The sequence below is a fragment of the Paucihalobacter ruber genome, from assembly GCF_006494535.1.
In the GTDB taxonomy this organism is placed as follows: domain Bacteria; phylum Bacteroidota; class Bacteroidia; order Flavobacteriales; family Flavobacteriaceae; genus Paucihalobacter; species Paucihalobacter ruber.
Window position 1 is genome coordinate 204,383 of sequence record NZ_VHIQ01000006.1, and the last position, 17,546, is coordinate 221,928.

At 35.9% G+C, this 17,546-nt stretch carries 14 protein-coding genes; 8 read left to right on the plus strand and 6 right to left on the minus strand.

Annotated elements, in window-relative coordinates:
• Positions 1 to 13: 13 nt before the first annotated feature.
• Entirely contained in the window at positions 14 to 1,132 is a 1,119-nt protein-coding gene (locus FJ651_RS12775) for a GNAT family N-acetyltransferase (protein WP_140990924.1), read from the minus strand.
• Positions 1,133 to 1,151: 19 nt separating this feature from the next.
• On the minus strand, positions 1,152 to 2,096 hold the full coding sequence (locus tag FJ651_RS12780) for a transporter (RefSeq protein WP_140990925.1): 945 nt from the start codon (positions 2,094 to 2,096) through the stop codon (positions 1,152 to 1,154).
• 104 nt (positions 2,097 to 2,200) lie between these two features.
• Here FJ651_RS12780 and FJ651_RS12785 point away from each other — a divergent pair, with 104 nt between their 5' ends.
• From FJ651_RS12785 to FJ651_RS12800, 4 genes are read left to right on the plus strand one after another with little or no spacing between them, the layout of a single operon-like run.
• Positions 2,201 to 2,482 (plus strand): DUF4834 family protein, encoded by a 282-nt coding sequence (locus FJ651_RS12785; RefSeq protein WP_140990926.1) that lies wholly within the window; start codon positions 2,201 to 2,203, stop codon positions 2,480 to 2,482.
• Positions 2,483 to 2,511: 29 nt separating this feature from the next.
• Positions 2,512 to 4,929 carry a YfhO family protein gene (locus FJ651_RS12790; protein WP_140990927.1) on the plus strand — a complete coding sequence of 806 codons (2,418 nt, stop codon included), beginning with the start codon at positions 2,512 to 2,514 and terminating at the stop codon, positions 4,927 to 4,929.
• A gap of 39 nt (positions 4,930 to 4,968) precedes the next feature.
• Entirely contained in the window at positions 4,969 to 6,249 is a 1,281-nt protein-coding gene (locus FJ651_RS12795; RefSeq protein ID WP_140990928.1) for a glycosyltransferase family 4 protein, read from the plus strand.
• Positions 6,249 to 7,703 (plus strand): lipopolysaccharide biosynthesis protein, encoded by a 1,455-nt coding sequence (locus FJ651_RS12800; RefSeq protein WP_140990929.1) that lies wholly within the window; start codon positions 6,249 to 6,251, stop codon positions 7,701 to 7,703. Before FJ651_RS12795 ends, FJ651_RS12800 begins: the two co-directional genes overlap by 1 nt.
• A gap of 90 nt (positions 7,704 to 7,793) precedes the next feature.
• On the opposite strand, the gene FJ651_RS12805 is transcribed toward FJ651_RS12800, so the two are convergent.
• Positions 7,794 to 8,954: a hypothetical protein gene (locus FJ651_RS12805; protein WP_140990930.1), complete on the minus strand. Its 1,161-nt coding sequence runs from the start codon at positions 8,952 to 8,954 to the stop codon at positions 7,794 to 7,796.
• A 168-nt stretch (positions 8,955 to 9,122) separates the two neighbouring features.
• Here FJ651_RS12805 and FJ651_RS12810 point away from each other — a divergent pair, with 168 nt between their 5' ends.
• Complete coding sequence (locus tag FJ651_RS12810) at positions 9,123 to 10,187, plus strand: DUF3667 domain-containing protein (RefSeq protein ID WP_140990931.1); 1,065 nt, start codon at positions 9,123 to 9,125, stop codon at positions 10,185 to 10,187.
• Between the two features lie 2 nt (positions 10,188 to 10,189).
• On the opposite strand, the gene uvrA is transcribed toward FJ651_RS12810, so the two are convergent.
• Positions 10,190 to 12,979, minus strand: coding sequence for an excinuclease ABC subunit UvrA (gene uvrA, locus FJ651_RS12815; RefSeq protein WP_140990932.1), 2,790 nt, complete (start codon positions 12,977 to 12,979; stop codon positions 10,190 to 10,192).
• A 225-nt stretch (positions 12,980 to 13,204) separates the two neighbouring features.
• Between uvrA and FJ651_RS12820 the strand changes: the two genes are divergently transcribed.
• Positions 13,205 to 13,789, plus strand: a complete 585-nt coding sequence (locus FJ651_RS12820; RefSeq protein ID WP_140990933.1) for an RNA polymerase sigma factor — start codon at positions 13,205 to 13,207, stop codon at positions 13,787 to 13,789.
• 231 nt (positions 13,790 to 14,020) lie between these two features.
• On the opposite strand, the gene FJ651_RS12825 is transcribed toward FJ651_RS12820, so the two are convergent.
• On the minus strand, positions 14,021 to 14,680 hold the full coding sequence (locus FJ651_RS12825; RefSeq protein ID WP_140990934.1) for an endonuclease III domain-containing protein: 660 nt from the start codon (positions 14,678 to 14,680) through the stop codon (positions 14,021 to 14,023).
• A gap of 37 nt (positions 14,681 to 14,717) precedes the next feature.
• Between FJ651_RS12825 and bcp the strand changes: the two genes are divergently transcribed.
• Positions 14,718 to 15,167 (plus strand): thioredoxin-dependent thiol peroxidase, encoded by a 450-nt coding sequence (gene bcp / locus FJ651_RS12830; protein ID WP_140990935.1) that lies wholly within the window; start codon positions 14,718 to 14,720, stop codon positions 15,165 to 15,167.
• A 73-nt stretch (positions 15,168 to 15,240) separates the two neighbouring features.
• Here bcp and FJ651_RS12835 read toward each other — a convergent pair whose 3' ends face one another.
• Positions 15,241 to 16,710, minus strand: coding sequence for a TonB-dependent receptor (locus FJ651_RS12835; RefSeq protein ID WP_140990936.1), 1,470 nt, complete (start codon positions 16,708 to 16,710; stop codon positions 15,241 to 15,243).
• 68 nt (positions 16,711 to 16,778) lie between these two features.
• Here FJ651_RS12835 and FJ651_RS12840 point away from each other — a divergent pair, with 68 nt between their 5' ends.
• Positions 16,779 to 17,543 carry an MBL fold metallo-hydrolase gene (locus FJ651_RS12840; protein ID WP_140990937.1) on the plus strand — a complete coding sequence of 255 codons (765 nt, stop codon included), beginning with the start codon at positions 16,779 to 16,781 and terminating at the stop codon, positions 17,541 to 17,543.
• Positions 17,544 to 17,546 lie beyond the last annotated feature (3 nt).

Consider the following 17,546-nt stretch of genomic DNA (forward strand, 5'->3'; position numbering starts at 1 on the left):
ATCGCGGCTTTTTTTATAAGTCTTTTCTCATGGTTTGGCGCTTTCGGTACAAAATTGGGTTGAAGTGCTTCCATAATTGCTGGATAGCGATATTGTCTTCAAGCTCTGGCGTTCTGATGCAGTGCTCAATGCCTTTTTCTTTAAAAGTTTTGTAGTATTCGTCAAATATAATTGCGGTAACACCTTTATTTTGATATTCCGGTAAAATTCCTATTAGTGTAAATTCAACCGTTTTACTTTGCTTTTTAGCTTTTAGTAATTTCACAAATCCTAATGGGAAAAGTTTTCCATTAATTTGTTTCACTACATCCGATAGATAAGGCATAACAATAGAAAACGAAATGATTTTATCGTCTTTATCTAAAACAAATTTCACATATTCCGGATTGATAAATGGAATAAACTTTCTTTTAATATATTCAATTTGAATAGGGGTAATCTTTACAAACGATGACAATTCTGAATAAGTGATGTTGAACAATTCAAATAAATCGTCTACATAAGGCAGCAATTCTTTAGTCGATTTAAAATTCATGGATTTTAAGCCATAACGGCGTTCAATTAATGTGCGCGCCTTCACAAAAAATGTGGGTTCTACGTTTGAAAATGAAAATTGATTTTCAACGTAACCCTTTTCCTTTGTATAACCATGGGTTTGGTAATGATTGAGATAATACGGATAGTTATACCAGGTAATCATCGGCCCTAAAAACTCAAAACCTTCGGTGACAATACCAACTTTATCTAAATTTGAAAAACCTACCGGACCTTCGCAATAGGCCAAGCCTTTTTCATTGCCAATGGTTTCAACTTTTTCTAACAAGGCTTTGCTAACCTCTAAATCATCTATAAAATCAAACCATCCAAATCTCATTTTGGGTTGATTAAGCTGGTTTACTTCAATGTAGTTGATAATTCCGGCTATTCTGCCAACAGGCTTTTTGTCTTTATAGGCAATAAATAAATGTGCCTCGGCGTCTTTAAAGACCGGATTTTTATTAGCGTTAAAAACTTCTTTTTCCTGCGAAACAATTGGTGGTACCCAATAAGGGCAATCTTGATAAATGGAGAAAGGAAATTTTATAAAGGTGTTGAGGTCTTTTTTAGTCTTTACGGCCTTTACTGTAATCATACAAATAATTTATTGGCTTTTAAAAATCCGTTTTTCTTTGGTTAGATTGCCTTTCACCTTCAGCTTTGACATCGTTATTGTTGTCAATCTTTTTGTCTTTGTGAAAATCAAAACGGTAAGAAGCACCAACACTTGCATTAAATACCGAAGGCGTATCTTTTGTGTTAAAAGTAATTGAAGTATCTAATTGAAAATCTTTGGTCCATAAATACGCACCGCCAAGTCTAAACAAATTATCGGCATAAAAATCGCTTTTGATACCTTGGGTTTCTCCAAAAACAACCCATTGTGGTGTGATGGCATGGGTTAGGGTTAAAATATATTGAAAATCAGGGTCATCGGTTCCTATTCTATTCAACATAAAATTAGTAACAAACACCCAGCCACCGGCGAAATTATTTTGTGTGTTAACCGATACTCTAGGGCTAAAGCCTTCTATGCCCGGTGGTGTAAACGGATTGTTTTCTGTATCGTAATTTACTCCTGCATACACAGCAACCGCCGGAATTAAAGATTTCCACTTAAATTTTTGATTGGCGCGCCAGCTGTATAGATTAGGTTTGTCTTCCTCTGCGTTTTTATAAGGATCGTAAATTAAATACTGTGCACCAATAGTTAAATTGCTAAAGTTGGCGCGGCTATTCTCAGATGGTATTGAAGAACGGAAGTCTTTAAAAGTATCATTTTGGTAAGAGCCTTGAACTCTTATTTCCAATTCTTCAAATAATAGGCCGTATCTGGCCGCAAAATCAACACCAAATCCTGATACTTCATAACGAAGTGGTGTATGTTCTTGATTAATAAGTCTCGGTCCAATTTCAAACTGTAACACATTGGTTCCAACCGAAAAAGCACTATTGGAAACACCTGGTCGATTGGAGTTTATAACGTCAGTATATTGCGAAAAACTCGAAAAACTAATGCATAGTAAAAGTACAAACAGAAATTTTTTGATTGTTGGCATAAGCATTTGATTATGGTCAAATATAGATATTTTATGTATTTTTTAAGGCATGAAGGTGCCTATTTCATTGCAGATAATTGTAATTTTGACGAAATTCAGTCAAAATGATGCAAGAGGCTTCTTTTACCGGACTTTTAAAAACCATTTTAATCATCATTTTGGTGTATTATACACTAAAGTTACTGGCTCGTATTTTTGCACCTTTTTTGTTTAAATATGCTGCTAAAAAGTTTGAGCAAAAATTTGGTAATGTTTACAATCACACTTCGCAAGGTTCAGATAAAAACCAAAAGGAAGGCGAAACGGTCATAGATAGTATTCCAAATCAGCATCAGAAATCTAATAAAAATGTTGGTGAGTACATAGATTTCGAAGAAATTGATTAATTTTCAACCTTAAGGTTTAAATAACATCCATGCAAATTTTTTTATCTCGTATTGCAAAACACTTAATTGTGGTTGCAGCCTTTGTAGCAGTGTCTTTAGCATATTTTAATCCGGTTTTACAAGGGAAGAAAATTTTTCAAAGTGATATCATGCATTTTATTGGCATGAGCAAACAACAAAAAGATTTTAAAGCCGAGAACAACAAAGAAACCTATTGGACTAACAGTGCCTTTGGAGGGATGCCAACCTATCAGTCGGGTGCGAGGTATGAAAACCATTTTATTAAAGACTTAGACAGTGTTTTGAGGTTTTTACCACGACCGGCCGATTATTTATTTCTCTATTTTATAAGCTTTTACATTTTTATGCTGGTATTAAAAGTAGATTTTAAACTGGCTGCTTTGGGAGCATTGGCATTTGGATTTTCAACCTATCTCATCATTATTTTAGGTGTTGGCCATAATAGTAAAGCACATGCCATTGCTTACATGCCTTTGGTGTTGAGCGGGATTATTCTAACGTTTAATAAAAAATACATTTACGGTTTCTTGCTCACTACGGTCGCCATGGCACTGGAAATATCAACCAATCATGTGCAAATGACCTATTATTTGCTGCTGCTGGTGTTGGTTTTAGGTATAGTGTATTTGATTAAATCCATTAAAGAATCGCAACTAACACACTTTTTCAAAACAGTTGGAATGTTATCAGTGGCTGTTGTGATTGGTTTGTTGCTCAATGCAGCGCCATTAATGGCTACTCAGCAGTATGTAAAGGAAAGCACCAGAGGTAAAACTGAGATCACTGTTAATTTGGATGGTTCAGAAAAAGTACCTACTAAGGGATTAGACAGAGATTATATTACCGAATACAGCTACGGAAAATTAGAGTCGTTTAACTTGTTCATCCCAAGATTTATGGGTGGCGGCAGCTACGAAGATGTTGGTAAAGAGTCTGCCACCTATCAGTTTTTTAAGGATCAGGGGGCTTCTCCTGTGCAGGCACTTGAGGCCTCCCGAGGCACACCAACTTATTGGGGAGACCAGCCCATTGTAGAAGCCCCAGCCTATATTGGCGCTGTGGTTATTTTCTTATTTATACTCGCATTATTTGTAGTTAAAGGTTCTGTTAAAACCTGGCTTGTGGCAGGAGCCATCATGTCGTTATTGTTGTCTTACGGTAAAAATTTAGGCTTTTTAACCAACTTTTTTATTGATTATGTACCACTTTACGATAAGTTTAGAGCTGTAAGTTCAATACAGGTTTTGTTAGAACTTTGTGTACCGGCATTAGGTATTTTGGGCTTGCATCAATTTTTTAAAATTTCGGATAAATCACTTAAAATAAAAACGCTTAAAAATACATTTGTAATTACCGGTGGAATTGCATTAGGGTTTTTTCTGCTGAAAGATGTGTTTCTTGATTTTGTCGGTGTAAACGATGGTTTTTACCGTCAAAATTACGGTAACGAATTTGTCGATGCTGTAATCGAAGACCGTAAAAGTTTGTTTTCGGCCGACGCCCTGCGCAGTTTTATTTTGGTGGCATTGGCAGCAACGGTATTGTATGGTTTTGCAACATCAAAATTAAATACCCTAAAGACTACTTTGGCTTTGGGTGTTTTAATTGTATTCGACTTGGTAAGCATTAATTTAAATTACGTCAATAATGATAATTTTATGCCTGCTACGCGAGTTGATAAGCCCTTTTCGGCTAACGCTGCCGATTTGGAGATATTAAAAGATAATTCGCATTATCGTGTATTTGATCTTAGCGAAGAGGGGAGACGTTCGCCCGCAAGAGCGTCTTATTTCCACAATAGTTTAGGCGGTTATCATGCTGCAAAACTTGGAAGGTATAACGACGTGTATAATTTTTATATACTTAACAACAATATCAATGTTTTAAATATGCTCAATACCAAATATATCATTATTGAAAACGAGCAAAATCAGGTGTTTCCTTATCAAAACGAAGAAGCTGCCGGCAATGCCTGGTTTGTTGAAAACCTACAAAATTTAACTAATGAAAACGAGGTATTGTTATCCTTAGATACGCTTAATTTTAAACAGAAAGCGATAAGTTCCCAAACCTTTGATTATCCTGTAAGTTATGTAGTTGATTCAACAGCTACCATTAATTTAATTAATCATAAACCTAATTATTTAAAATACAGTAGTAATAATACTAACGATGGCTTTGTAGTATTTTCTGAAATTTATTATTCCAACGGTTGGAAGGCTTTTATTGATGATGAAGAACAACCTATTGAAAGAGTTAATTACATCTTGCGAGGCTTGTTTGTGCCTAAAGGTAATCATACCATTGAGTTTAAATTTGAACCCGAAGTAGTTGAAAAGGGTAGTAAAATTATGCTTGCTGGAGCATTTGTGTTTGTGTTGGCGTTTGCCGGCGGATTGTATTTAAAATTTAAAGAAAGCAAATAGCATTTTAACAAACTGTTACAGCCTTACTTAGTTCGTTTTATGAAAAGTAAAAAGGTTTTAATTATTGCCTATTACTGGCCGCCTGCCGGTGGTCCGGGAGTGCAACGCTGGCTTAAGTTCGTAAAATATCTACCCAATTTTGGTATTGAACCTGTTGTTTTTGTTCCGGAAAATGCTTCCTATCCCATCACCGATGATAGTTTAATAAATGACATACCTGAAAGCCTAGAGATTTTAAAACTGCCCATTAAAGAGCCTTATGCATTGGCTGCAATACTTTCTAAAAAAAGAACAGGGACCTTAGCTTCGGGAGTTATTTCTGAAGAAAGAAAACAGTCTTTTATTGAAAAAGTATTACTATTTGTAAGAGGTAATTTATTTATTCCGGATGCGCGCGTGTCCTGGGTGAGACCATCGGTTATTTTTTTGCAAGATTATATAGCAAATCATCATATAGACACTATAGTTACCACTGGTCCGCCGCACAGTCTTCATTTAATAGGTGAACAGTTAAAGCAAAAAACCAAACTTAAATGGGTAGCCGATTTTAGAGATCCGTGGACCACGATTGGTTATCACAAAGCATTGAAATTAATTGGGTATGCTAATAGAAAACACGAAAAACTCGAGAAAAAGGTATTAAACCAAGCCGATCAAATTATTGTTACCAGCCGAAAAACCCAAGCAGAATTTCAAACAAAAACCGATAAACCGGTAACGGTTATCACCAATGGTTACGATGTTTATAAAAGAACCTCTCAACCTAAGGATGAAAAGTTTACTTTGGCTCATATTGGCTCATTGTTGTCTAAGAGAAATCCTGTGTTACTTTGGAAAGTGCTCAAAGAGTTAATTTTAGAAGATGATGCGTTCAAGGCCAATTTTAAACTTCGGTTGGCCGGTGTGGTTAGTGACGAGGTGATCGGTTCACTTGAAGAACACGAGCTTTTGTCTTACGTTGAACAATTGGGTTATGTATCTCATACTAAAGCACAGGAGTTGCAGCAAACGGCCAGGGTTTTATTATTATTGGAAATTGACTCCGAAGATACCAAAGCCATCATTCCGGGAAAACTCTTTGAGTACATGGTTTCTGAAACACCAATTTTGGCCATTGGTCCCGAAGATTCAGATGTTGAAAATTTAATAAATACAACCAATACCGGTCTTTATGCCGTTGCCGGTGATACTGATGGTATGAAATGTTTAATTCTAAGTTATTTCAGACAATTTCAAAATGGCGAATTAAAATCGCATCCAATAGGCTTAGCACAATTTAGCCGAAAAACACTCACCAAGAAGTTAGCAGATTTGTTGTAATGGGTGTTGTTAAAAGTCAAACTATAAAAAATGTATTCAGTACTTATGCCGGCTTTGCTATTGGCGCCATCAATACCTTGTTTCTTTACACCTTTTTTCTTTCTGATGTGTATTATGGTCTGGTAGCTTTTATGCTCTCAACCTCAAATATTATGATGCCATTAATGACTTTTGGGGCTAACCATGCCATCATAAAATTTTATTCGTCTTTTAAGAGTAGACTAGCGATTGATACTTTTTTAACATGGATGTTGTTTTTACCCTTCTTGACCATTATACCAATTGGTTTAATAGGGTATTTCAGTTTTGAATGGCTCATAAAAATATTAGGGAACGAAAATCCGATAGTAGGAGACTATTTTCTGCACATTTATCTTATAGCCATCGCAATGGCTTACTTTGAAGTGTTTTTTTCATGGAGTAAGGTGCATTTAAAGACTGTTTTTGGCAATTTTATGAAAGAGGTTTTTCATAGGGTAGCAGTGATGATTTTATTGTTTTGTGTACATTTTGAATATTTAAACACGCCTCAATTTATCAATGCCTTGGTAGTAGTTTATATGATTAGAACCGCCGTAATGAAATGGATGGCCTTTAATGTTAGATTTCCAAAATTGCGTTTTAAATCACTTTCTAAAGGTTCTGATATTTTAAAGTATGCCGCATTGATTATTATAGCCGGATCTGTATCAACCTTACTGCTGGATATTGATAAATTCATGCTCAATTCATACATTCCATTACAAGAAGTAGCCTATTATAGTGTGGCTGTTTTTATTGCGGCCGTAATTGCTGTACCACAACGGTCTATGCATCAAATATTGGCACCGTTAAATGCACAGTTTTTAAATAGTGGAATGTTAAACGAACTTAAAAACCTCTATCTACGAAGTTCCATTACATTATTCACTGTAAGCGGTTTGTTATTTTTATTGATTGTCGTTAATATCAACCAATTATACCAGTTAATACCACAACAGTTTTCAAATGGATTGTATGTGGTTTTTTTAATCAGTGCGGCCAAACTATTCGACAGTTTATTGGGTAGCAACAATGCTATTTTGTTCAATAGTAAATATTACAGATTAGTGGTGTTTTTAGGGATTTTTTTAGCAGTATTAACCGTTGTATTAAACTTTGTATTCATACCAAAATTTGGAATTAATGGCGCAGCGTTAGCCACCTTTTTGGCAATCTCTATTTACAATGTTTTTAAGTTGTGGTTTGTATATGTCAAGTTTAAGGTACAACCAATTACCTTCAAGACCCTTTTAATAATTGGTTTAATAGTTTCAAGTGTATTGATTTTTTATTTCTGGGAATTTAAGTTTCATCCTGTGATAAATATTGTTTTAAAGTCCGGACTTATTACGCTCTGGTACTTAGCTTTTATTTTGAAATTAAACATATCTGATGATATTTCTTTATTCTTCAAAAAGGTTTGGGCTAGATAATATATAAAATAAGAAAGTCCCACAAGCTGCTTTGAGGCAAACACTTGCAGGACTATCTAACTAACCAACCAAAATTATGTTTTATTTTCTTTAAATTCCTCCGCGTCTTACAGCTGTTCCTTGATTGTTGTTCGAACTACTTCTGCTGGCAGAAACTCTAGTACTGTTATCTGATTTACGTACATTTTGTACGTTTGGTTTTTTAACAGTGCTATTATTTGATCTTTTTATTTGAGATACATTATTTGTGTTTCTGCTCACAGTGTTATTGGCGCTTACACGATTATTGTTATTTCGGCTTGCAACAGTATTTCTGTTAATACTTGTTGGTGCATTATTTCTAACGGTGTTATCTGATCTGTTATTTCTAACAGTGTTAGCAGAAGCATTATTAACTCTGTTATTATTGGCTCTTACAGCATTGTTGTTATTACCTCTGCTGTTTTCAGTTCTCACAGCGGCATTTCGGGTAACATTGTTGTTAGACCTAACAGCTGAAGCATTTGTTTCATTACGTCTTGTAACATTTTTTGTTGCCACACGTCTGCCATTGTCGGTGCTGTATCGTGTACTAATGCTGTTACCGGTGTTGCGTCGTCCCTCAACTAAAGCCTGAGTTCTTCTGCTGTTAAAATCTACCACAGGTCTGTAGTTATTGTAATAGGGTCTGTGGTATACATATCTAACCGGAGCATAAAATTGTCTGTAAGCAAACGGTCTCACCACGCAGAAGTTAACTGCGGGAATAGCATAGAAACGGTGCCATGGTCTAAAGACATAGCCTCTATTGTATACATTAATGAACCCTGTATAGTGCGAAAACATGTTGTTTCGGTAAAAGATATTCAATCCACCTATATGGGCTACGCGTCCAAATCCGTTGTAGTTAATAAAGATATTACCTACTTGATTCACTCTGCCAAAATAGTCGTAGAAGATAGGAGTGTTCATTACCTGAATCACAGCTCCAAAATCATCGTATTGAACGAACGGGTTATAGTTAAAACCGGTATTAAAGCTAAAGGCAAAATTTGGCGAATTAAAACCAACATTCACATTTGGTCCGTAATTTGGGATAAAGAAATCAAACTGACCATCGGGAAAAATTGAAAACTCAATACCATTTTCTACAAAAATGAAAGAATTACCATAACCTCTCGTTAAAGAAGCGTTGCTTTCTGAATGGTTGCTGAAGCTTACAGCGGTTCCTACCAGGAACAAAGCTGTAAATAGTGTGGCTAAATTTTTCATAATTGTAGGGTTTTAAATTAAACTCAATTATTACTTTACAAACAGCGTGCCAAAATTTGAACAAATATTTTAAATATTTAATAATCAAATATTTGTGATTTATATTTGCTCAAAATGTTACTTTAAAGTAACATCATAGTTTATAATTATTTTTTTTATCTTTAACCCATGCCACACCAAAATAAACACTGCCTTAATTGTGGGTACCAACTGGAACCCGATCATAAATTTTGTCCTAATTGCGGACAAAAGTCAGAGGAACAGCTTACCATTAGTGTTTTGTTTTATAACACCATTTCTAATTATTTTTCGTTTGATGCCAGATTTTTAAAAAGCTTTTTCCCTCTTATTTTTAAACCGGGTTATTTGCCCGCTAAATTTTTAGAGGGTAAGCGTTTGTTGTATTTGCATCCTGCTCAGATGTACTTGTTTATTTCGGTGATTTTTTTCTTTATTTTTTCGTTTAGTGTGAGAGAACAAATCCAAAGTGTAAACAAGGCTGTTAAAAGCGCTACCTATTTAGGTGAACAAGTTGAAAAAGGCAGATACGATTCTCTTCCGGCAACTGAAATTAGTAAAACTTTAAAAGAAAGAAACGTTCCTGTGGCCATTCCTGAAAAAGATTTAAAGGAATTAGATTCTATATTAAACTCTAACAAAAATGCAAAAAATAAAACGCCTCAGGGTGACTTCACCAATATTAATGAGCGTAAAATAGACTCTATGTTAAAGTTAAATAAGTCTGATGCTGAGATTTATGCCTTTATGGGTATGAAACCTAATGATGGATTTATAAAAAAACGCATGTATAAGCAATTGCTTAAATTTTTTAAAAACAGAGATGGCGGTACCATTTTACAAACATTTTACGATAGTATTCCTATTGTCTTATTCTTCTTGTTACCGCTTTTTGCTCTTATTTTAAAATTGCTGTATTTCAACAGAGGTCAGTACGCGCATCATCTGGTGTTTAGCTTTTATTATTTCTCTTTTGTCTTCGCCATTTTTAGTATTTACACCTTTTTAAATCTAAACTGGAATATTTGGGGATGGCTTAACAGTGTGCTTATCTGGTCGCTTTTTATCTATTTATTATTTGCTATGAAGCGTTTTTATGGACAAGGTAAATTACTAACATTCTTTAAATTTGGAGTGCTCATTTTTAGTTTTCTGTTGTTCATTGCGCCAATAACAGCAGCATTTTTGGCACTTTATGCACTGATGTTTTTTTAAAACTAAAGTTTCGATTTTAAAAATGCTCCGGTAATTGAGGCCTGATTATTTACTATTTCTTCGGGTGTACCAACAGCGATGAGGTTACCACCGTTTTCACCACCTTCCGGTCCTAAATCAATGATATAATCGGCACATTTTATTAGGTCTAAATTGTGTTCAATTACTATGATGGAGTGACCTTTTTCCAACAATGCGTAAAACGATTTCAATAACTTTTGAATGTCGTGAAAATGAAGTCCTGTGGTAGGTTCATCAAAAATAAACAAGGTTTTGTCGGCCTGACTTCCTTTACCTAAAAATGATGCCAGTTTAATACGCTGTGCTTCACCACCCGATAAGGTTGAAGAGCTTTGGCCTAAGGTTACATAGCCCAAACCAACATCTTGCAGTGGTTGCAACTTTTTAGTAATTTTTATTTCACCGTGTTTATCAAAAAAGGCTATGGCTTCGTCAATGGTTAGATTTAAAATATTGCTAATGTCATGATTTTCATATTTAACCTCGAGAATTTCCTTTTTAAATCGTTTGCCGTTACAAGCCTCGCATAGCAAGTGCACATCGGCCATGAATTGCATTTCTATGGTGACTTCGCCTTCGCCTTTACAAGTGTCGCATCTGCCGCCATCTACGTTAAAAGAAAAGTGTTTGGCTTGGTAATTTCTAATTTTACTCAGCTTTGTATTTGCAAATAAGCCTCTTATTTCGTCGTAAGCCTTGATATAGGTCACCGGATTAGACCGTGATGAACGGCCAATTGGATTTTGATCAATAAATTCTATCTGATTAATTTTTTTAAAATCACCTTCTATAGCGGTGTGTTGGCCTGCCTTATCGCTAAATCCGGTGAGTAATTTTTGCAACCCGGGATACAATATTTTCTTAACTAAAGTAGTTTTGCCACTTCCTGAGACACCGGTAACCACTGTTAAACAATTAAGAGGAAACGTAACGTCAATATTTTTAAGATTGTGCTCTCTGGCACCTTTAATTTCGATGGCATACTTTGAAACACGGCGCTTAGCGGGAACTTCTATTTGAAGCGTACCATTTAGATATTGTGCTGTCAGGGAATTTGATTGGATAATGGTTGCATAATCACCTTGTGCCACAACTTCGCCACCGAAGGTACCCGCTTCGGGACCAATGTCTATAATTTCGTCGGCGGCTTTCATCATGTCTTCATCGTGTTCAACAACAATAACGGTGTTGCCCAAGTCTCGTAAATTTTTCAACACTTCTATAAGTCTGGCACCGTCTTTCGGGTGTAAACCAATACTGGGTTCGTCTAAAATATACATAGATCCTACCAAACTGCTTCCCAGCGATGTGGCAAGATTAATACGCTGACTCTCGCCACCCGATAGTGTGTTTGAACGACGGTTTAAGGTGAGGTATTCAAGCCCTACATCGCGCAAAAATTGTAATCTGTTTTTGATTTCAATGAGCAAACGCTTGGCTATTTTGGCGTCGTGTTCGTTTAAATCAAGTTCTTCAAAGTATTGCTGAACTTGTTTAATGGGCATCTCTACCAGTTGAGAAATGTTTTTGTCGCCTACTTTCACATAATTAGCCTCCATTCTCAATCTGGTACCATTGCAAACCTTGCATTTGGTTTTACCACGATAGCGAGACAGCATTACCCGATTCTGAATTTTATAGGCTTTTGACTCAAGTTCAGCAAAAAAGCTGTTAAGGCCTTCAAAATAGTGATTGCCGTCCCAAAGCAATTGCTTTTGGGCATCGCTCAATTGAAAAACAGGTTTATGAATTGGAAAGTCGAACTTATGCGAATTATTTACAAGCTGATCTCTGTACCAGCTCATACTTTCGCCACGCCAAGGGAAAATGGCATTTTCATAAACCGAAAGCGCCGTATTAGGAAACACCAGGTCATCATCAATACCGATAACATCGCCGTAACCTTCGCAATTGCTACAAGCGCCATAGGGATTATTAAAACTGAAAAGATGTACATTGGGTTCCAGAAATGCAACGCCGTTTTCTTCAAATCGGTTATTGAAAAGGGTAGAAGTAACGTTATTACCTAAATGTTCAATCATGCAGTTACCTTTACCTTCAAAAAATGCTGTTTCAATAGCATCGGCTAAACGATTGTAAAAATCTTCATCTGTTCTTACTACAATTCTGTCTACAACAAGGTTAATTTTGGATTTGGAATGGATTTTGGAATCAAATTGTTCAATTCTTAAAACCTCGTTGTTAATTTGAATACGGGCGTAGCCTTGTTGCTGAAGTACAGATAGCTTGTCTTCCATATTTCTACCTTCCTCCAAAACAATTGGTGCCAGCAAGAGCAGTTTTTCGCCTTCGTTGAATGATTTTACATGGCTGATAACATCCGAAACGGTGTGTTTTTTAATAAGCTCGCCGGTAGTAGGAGAGTAGGTTTTTCCAATTCTGGCAAAAAGCAGTTTTAAATAGTCGTAAATTTCGGTAGTGGTACCAACGGTAGAACGCGGATTGGTTGAATTAACTTTTTGTTCAATCGCAATGGCAGGGGCAATGCCTTTAATATAATCTACTTTGGGCTTGTCTAATCTGCCCAAAAACTGTCTCGCATAACTCGATAGACTTTCAACGTAACGCCTTTGTCCTTCAGCATAAAGGGTGTCAAACGCCAGACTTGATTTACCCGAACCTGAAAGTCCGGTAATGACTACCAGTTTATGACGCGGAATTACAACATCAATATGCTTTAGATTGTGAAGTGCTGCACCTTTGATAATTATAAAATTCTTAGGATTAACCGCTAGGTTGGTAGTTGTCATAGTAATTTTTCAGTCAATTTTTGCAAAGATACAATAAGTATTTCATGGTTAAAACCTGATTACTGAGCAATTTAAATGTTAAATTTTTAACCGATTTTTTGGATATACGAAAAATTAGTTGTTATATTTGGGCATTAATCTTTAAAAACCGAGTGCCTATTTTATAGAATTACTTTAAACTATTAACCCCAAGCAAAGCACTGTTTTGCTCTTAAAGTAATGATTATGAAACAGGAACTTCAAACCGACTCGGTATTAGTGCGTAATTACGTCGATGGTGATGAAAAAGCACTTTCCACATTAGTTTACCGACATAAACAGAAAATTTACAGTTTTATTTACTCTAAAGTTTTAGATAGAGATGTAACCGAAGATATTTTTCAAGACACCTTTATTAAGGTAATTAGAACCATAAAACTTGGTAAGTATAACGAAGAAGGTAAGTTTTTACCGTGGGTAATGCGAATTGCTCATAATTTGGTCATAGATTATTTCAGAAAGAATAACCGCATGCCTAAGTTTGATAATTCGGGTGATTTTAATATTTTTTCAGTCATTAGCGATTCCAGTCTTAATGTTGAAAAGCAATTAATAAAAGACCAAATTGACAACGACCTACAAAAAATAATTTTAGAGTTGCCTGACGACCAGCGAGATGTTTTAGTGATGCGTATCTACAAAGATATGAGCTTTAAAGAAATAGCCGAATGCACAGGAGTAAGTATCAATACAGCATTGGGTAGAATGCGCTACGCCTTGATCAATCTTAGAAAGTTAGTTGAACAAAAAAACATTATTTTAACAAACTAACATACTAAACAAAATATTGCTACGTTTTAGCTATACAGTAACCCTAAAATAGCTAATAACATGGCAAAACTTTACACTCAAGAATCCCCTAAACAAAAAAACCTGCAACCCAAGAAAGAAAGCATAGATTTCATTCTTAATTATTCAAAAGCTTTAAGTGTTATAAATTGTAAAGACAAGAAGTTTGAGCTACTTCTTAATTAATTGAAAAACCGCCACATCGGCGGTTTTTTACTTCTTTTTCTTTTTAAAATAATCATCCAACACTGTTTTTCTACCAATAGTTTTGGTAATTACATCTTTTTCCAAATCCCAACCTCGTGCTGGAGAATATTCTCTACCATACCAAATTATTTGAAGGTGTAAATCATTCCACAGTTCTTCAGGAAATAAACGTTTGGCATCTTTTTCGGTTTGTACTACGTTTTTGCCATTGCTAAAATTCCAACGATACATGAGTCGGTGAATGTGGGTATCTACCGGAAACGCGGGTATACCAAATGCCTGTGATAAAACAACGGCGGCGGTTTTATGCCCAACAGCGGGTAAGGCTTCCAGAGCCTCATAGGTTTGCGGCACTTTTCCCTCGTATTTGTCAATGAGTATTTTTGATAGTCCGTAAATACCTTTACTTTTCATGGGCGATAAGCCTACGGGTTTGATAATCTCTCTTATTTCTTCTACGCTTAGTTTTATCATGTCGTACGGATTATTGGCACGCTCAAATAATAAGGGTGTAATTTGATTCACGCGCACGTCGGTACTTTGAGCCGAAAGCAATACGGCTATCAACAAGGTATATGGATCTTGATGGTCTAACGGAATTGGGATTTTTGGATATAAGTCATTTAACGTATTTATAACAAATTCAACCTTTTCTTGCTTGGTCATATATCGTAATTTTACAAAAAACCAAAGTTAAAGAATTATGACCAATTTAAAAGCAGGAGATGCAGCGCCAAATTTTAGCGCTGCCAACCAAGATGGTAAAACAGTTAGTTTAAGCGATTTTAATGGTAAAAAACTGGTGCTGTTTTTTTACCCTAAAGCTAGTACACCAGGATGTACCGCCGAAGCATGCAACCTAAGTGATAATTACCAGCAATTTGTAGCCAAAGGTTATGAAGTTTTAGGCGTAAGTGCCGATAGCCAGAAAAGACAAGCGTCTTTTAAGGAAAAATACGGTTTTCCGTATGATTTACTAGCCGATGAAGACTTGAGTGTGATTAAAGCCTTTGGTGTTTGGGGGCCCAAAAAATTTATGGGTAAAGAATACGACGGTATCCACAGAACTACCTTTATTATTGGTGAAGACGGAAATATTCTCGAGGTAATTGATAAAGTAAAAACCAAAGAACATGCTTCTCAGATATTATAAAGAAAAGTTGGACAAAACGAAAAACGAGGATTTTAAAAGATCCTCGTTTTTCTATTTATAGTAATTAGGGTTGTTAATGCATCACTTCTTCAGCCTCATAACCAAATAGTGATTTTTCTTTGATGAGGTTGGCTACTACCTTAGGCAGCATTTCTTCCCAACCTTGTTGTCCTTCATTGATCATTTTAAGGACTTCTCTGGAGAATACCTTTAAATTTTTCTCGTCAAATTCGGTGATGTCTACTACTTTTCCGTTGTATTTAAAGAACTTGTACAACTCTTTCATTCGCGGATGTACCTTCAGGTTTTCGCTGTTGGTAATACTGCCATCGTCATTTAACATCGGATACAGATACACGCGTAAATCCTTGTAAAATAACTTACCAAAAGCTTCTAAAATACCTCCGCTTAAGTGACGGTAGTATTTTTCGTCGAATATATCAACCAAATTGTTGACGCCCATGGTCAAGCCCATGCGCTCTTTGGTGTATTGCGAAAAGTATTCAACTAATTTATAATATTCTTGAAAGTTTGATATCAGTACTGTTTGCCCTAAAGAACAGAGTAGTCTAGCCCGATCCATAAAATCTTGCTCGTCAATTTCACCCTCGGCGCGAAGGTTAGACAAGGTTATTTCAAATACCACTTGGGTTCGTGCCTTATCTACTTTATTTTCTTTGATAAACATGTCGTAACTTTTTTCGAACATGTCTACGTTAACTTTAGTTACCGGTCTAAAACTACCGCGTAAGGCCAAAATATTTTTTTTGTACAGCACAGCTGCAGGAAGTACATTATTGCCATCGGGGGCAAACATTACCGCATCGGTCATACCATTTTTAACCAATTGCAAACTCATTAAACGGTTGTCGATATCGGTAAATGCCGGACCTGTAAAATTAATAGTATCAATTTCTAACTGGTCTTTATCGAGATGATCGTATAAATATCTCAACAGTTTGCGCGGCTGATTGTGTTTATAAAAAGCACCGTAAATAAGGTTGGTTCCCAAAGTGCCTAATGTTTCTTGCTGCAATCTGGCATCGTTTTCTTTAAACCTGATGTGCAGTACAATTTCGTTGTAGGGCTGATTTGGCTCCAATTGGTATTTAATACCTACCCAGCCATGTCCCTTAAATTTCTTGGCAAAGTCTATGGTAGCAACAGTATTTGCATAAGAAAAGAAGATTCTATTGGGATTTTCGCTGCGGTCAATGCGCTCTTCAATAAGTTTAATTTCATGGTTAAGCATTTTTCGCAACCGGGCTTCGGTAACGTAACGTCTGTCTGCTTCAACGCCGTAAATAGCGTCACTAAAAGACTTATCATAAGCCGACATGGCTTTTGCTATGGTTCCTGAAGCACCACCAGCTCTAAAAAATTGTCTAACCGTCTCTTGTCCTGCACCAATTTCGGAAAATGTTCCGTAGATATTCTTGTTAAGATTAATACGGAGTGCCTTGTCTTTAATTGAAGGAATGGTTTCAATTAAAGTATCACCTTTGATGATGATTTCTGTTGATGAATCTCTCTTTTCTACCATGTTGCAAAGATATCAAATAAACGACGCATTCAAAATTTAAACCTTATTTTTGCACAAAGTTAACAGCATTGAAAGTAACATTTTTAGGTACCGGAACATCACAAGGTATTCCCGTTATTGGAAGTACACATCCGGTTTGTTTAAGCAAGAATCCAAAAGATAAAAGATTACGCGTATCGGTGCTGGTAGAATGGGACAATTTTGCCTATGTGGTAGATTGCGGACCTGATTTTAGACAACAAATGCTCAATTGTGGCTGCACTAAAATTGACGGTATTGTATTTACCCATGAACACGCCGACCATACCGCGGGACTGGACGATATCAGACCTTTTAATTACAGGCAGGGACCATTGCCAATATATGCACATGAACGTGTTTTTCAACAGTTAGAACAACGGTTTGACTATATTTTTGAAACCGTTAACAGATATCCCGGTGCGCCTGCGGTCATTAAGAATACAATAAAAAACAATGTCCCATTTAGTTTGGGAAATATTGATGTGACACCTGTTAATGGTATGCACTATTCTATGCAAGTCTTTGGTTTTAGGTTTAAAGATTTTGCTTATTTAACCGATATGAAAACAGTAGAACCGGAAGAAATTGCTAAAATTAAAAACATAAAAGTTTTGGTTATTAATGCTTTAAGAGAAGAACCGCATATGTCTCATTTTAATTTGGAAGAAGCACTGGCATTTATAAAGCAGGTAAACCCCCAACGCGCATATTTAACCCATATAAGTCATTTATTAGGTTTTCACGATGAGGTACAACAACGCCTGCCCGAAAACATTTATCTGGCATACGATAACCTTCAAATCACGATATAACAT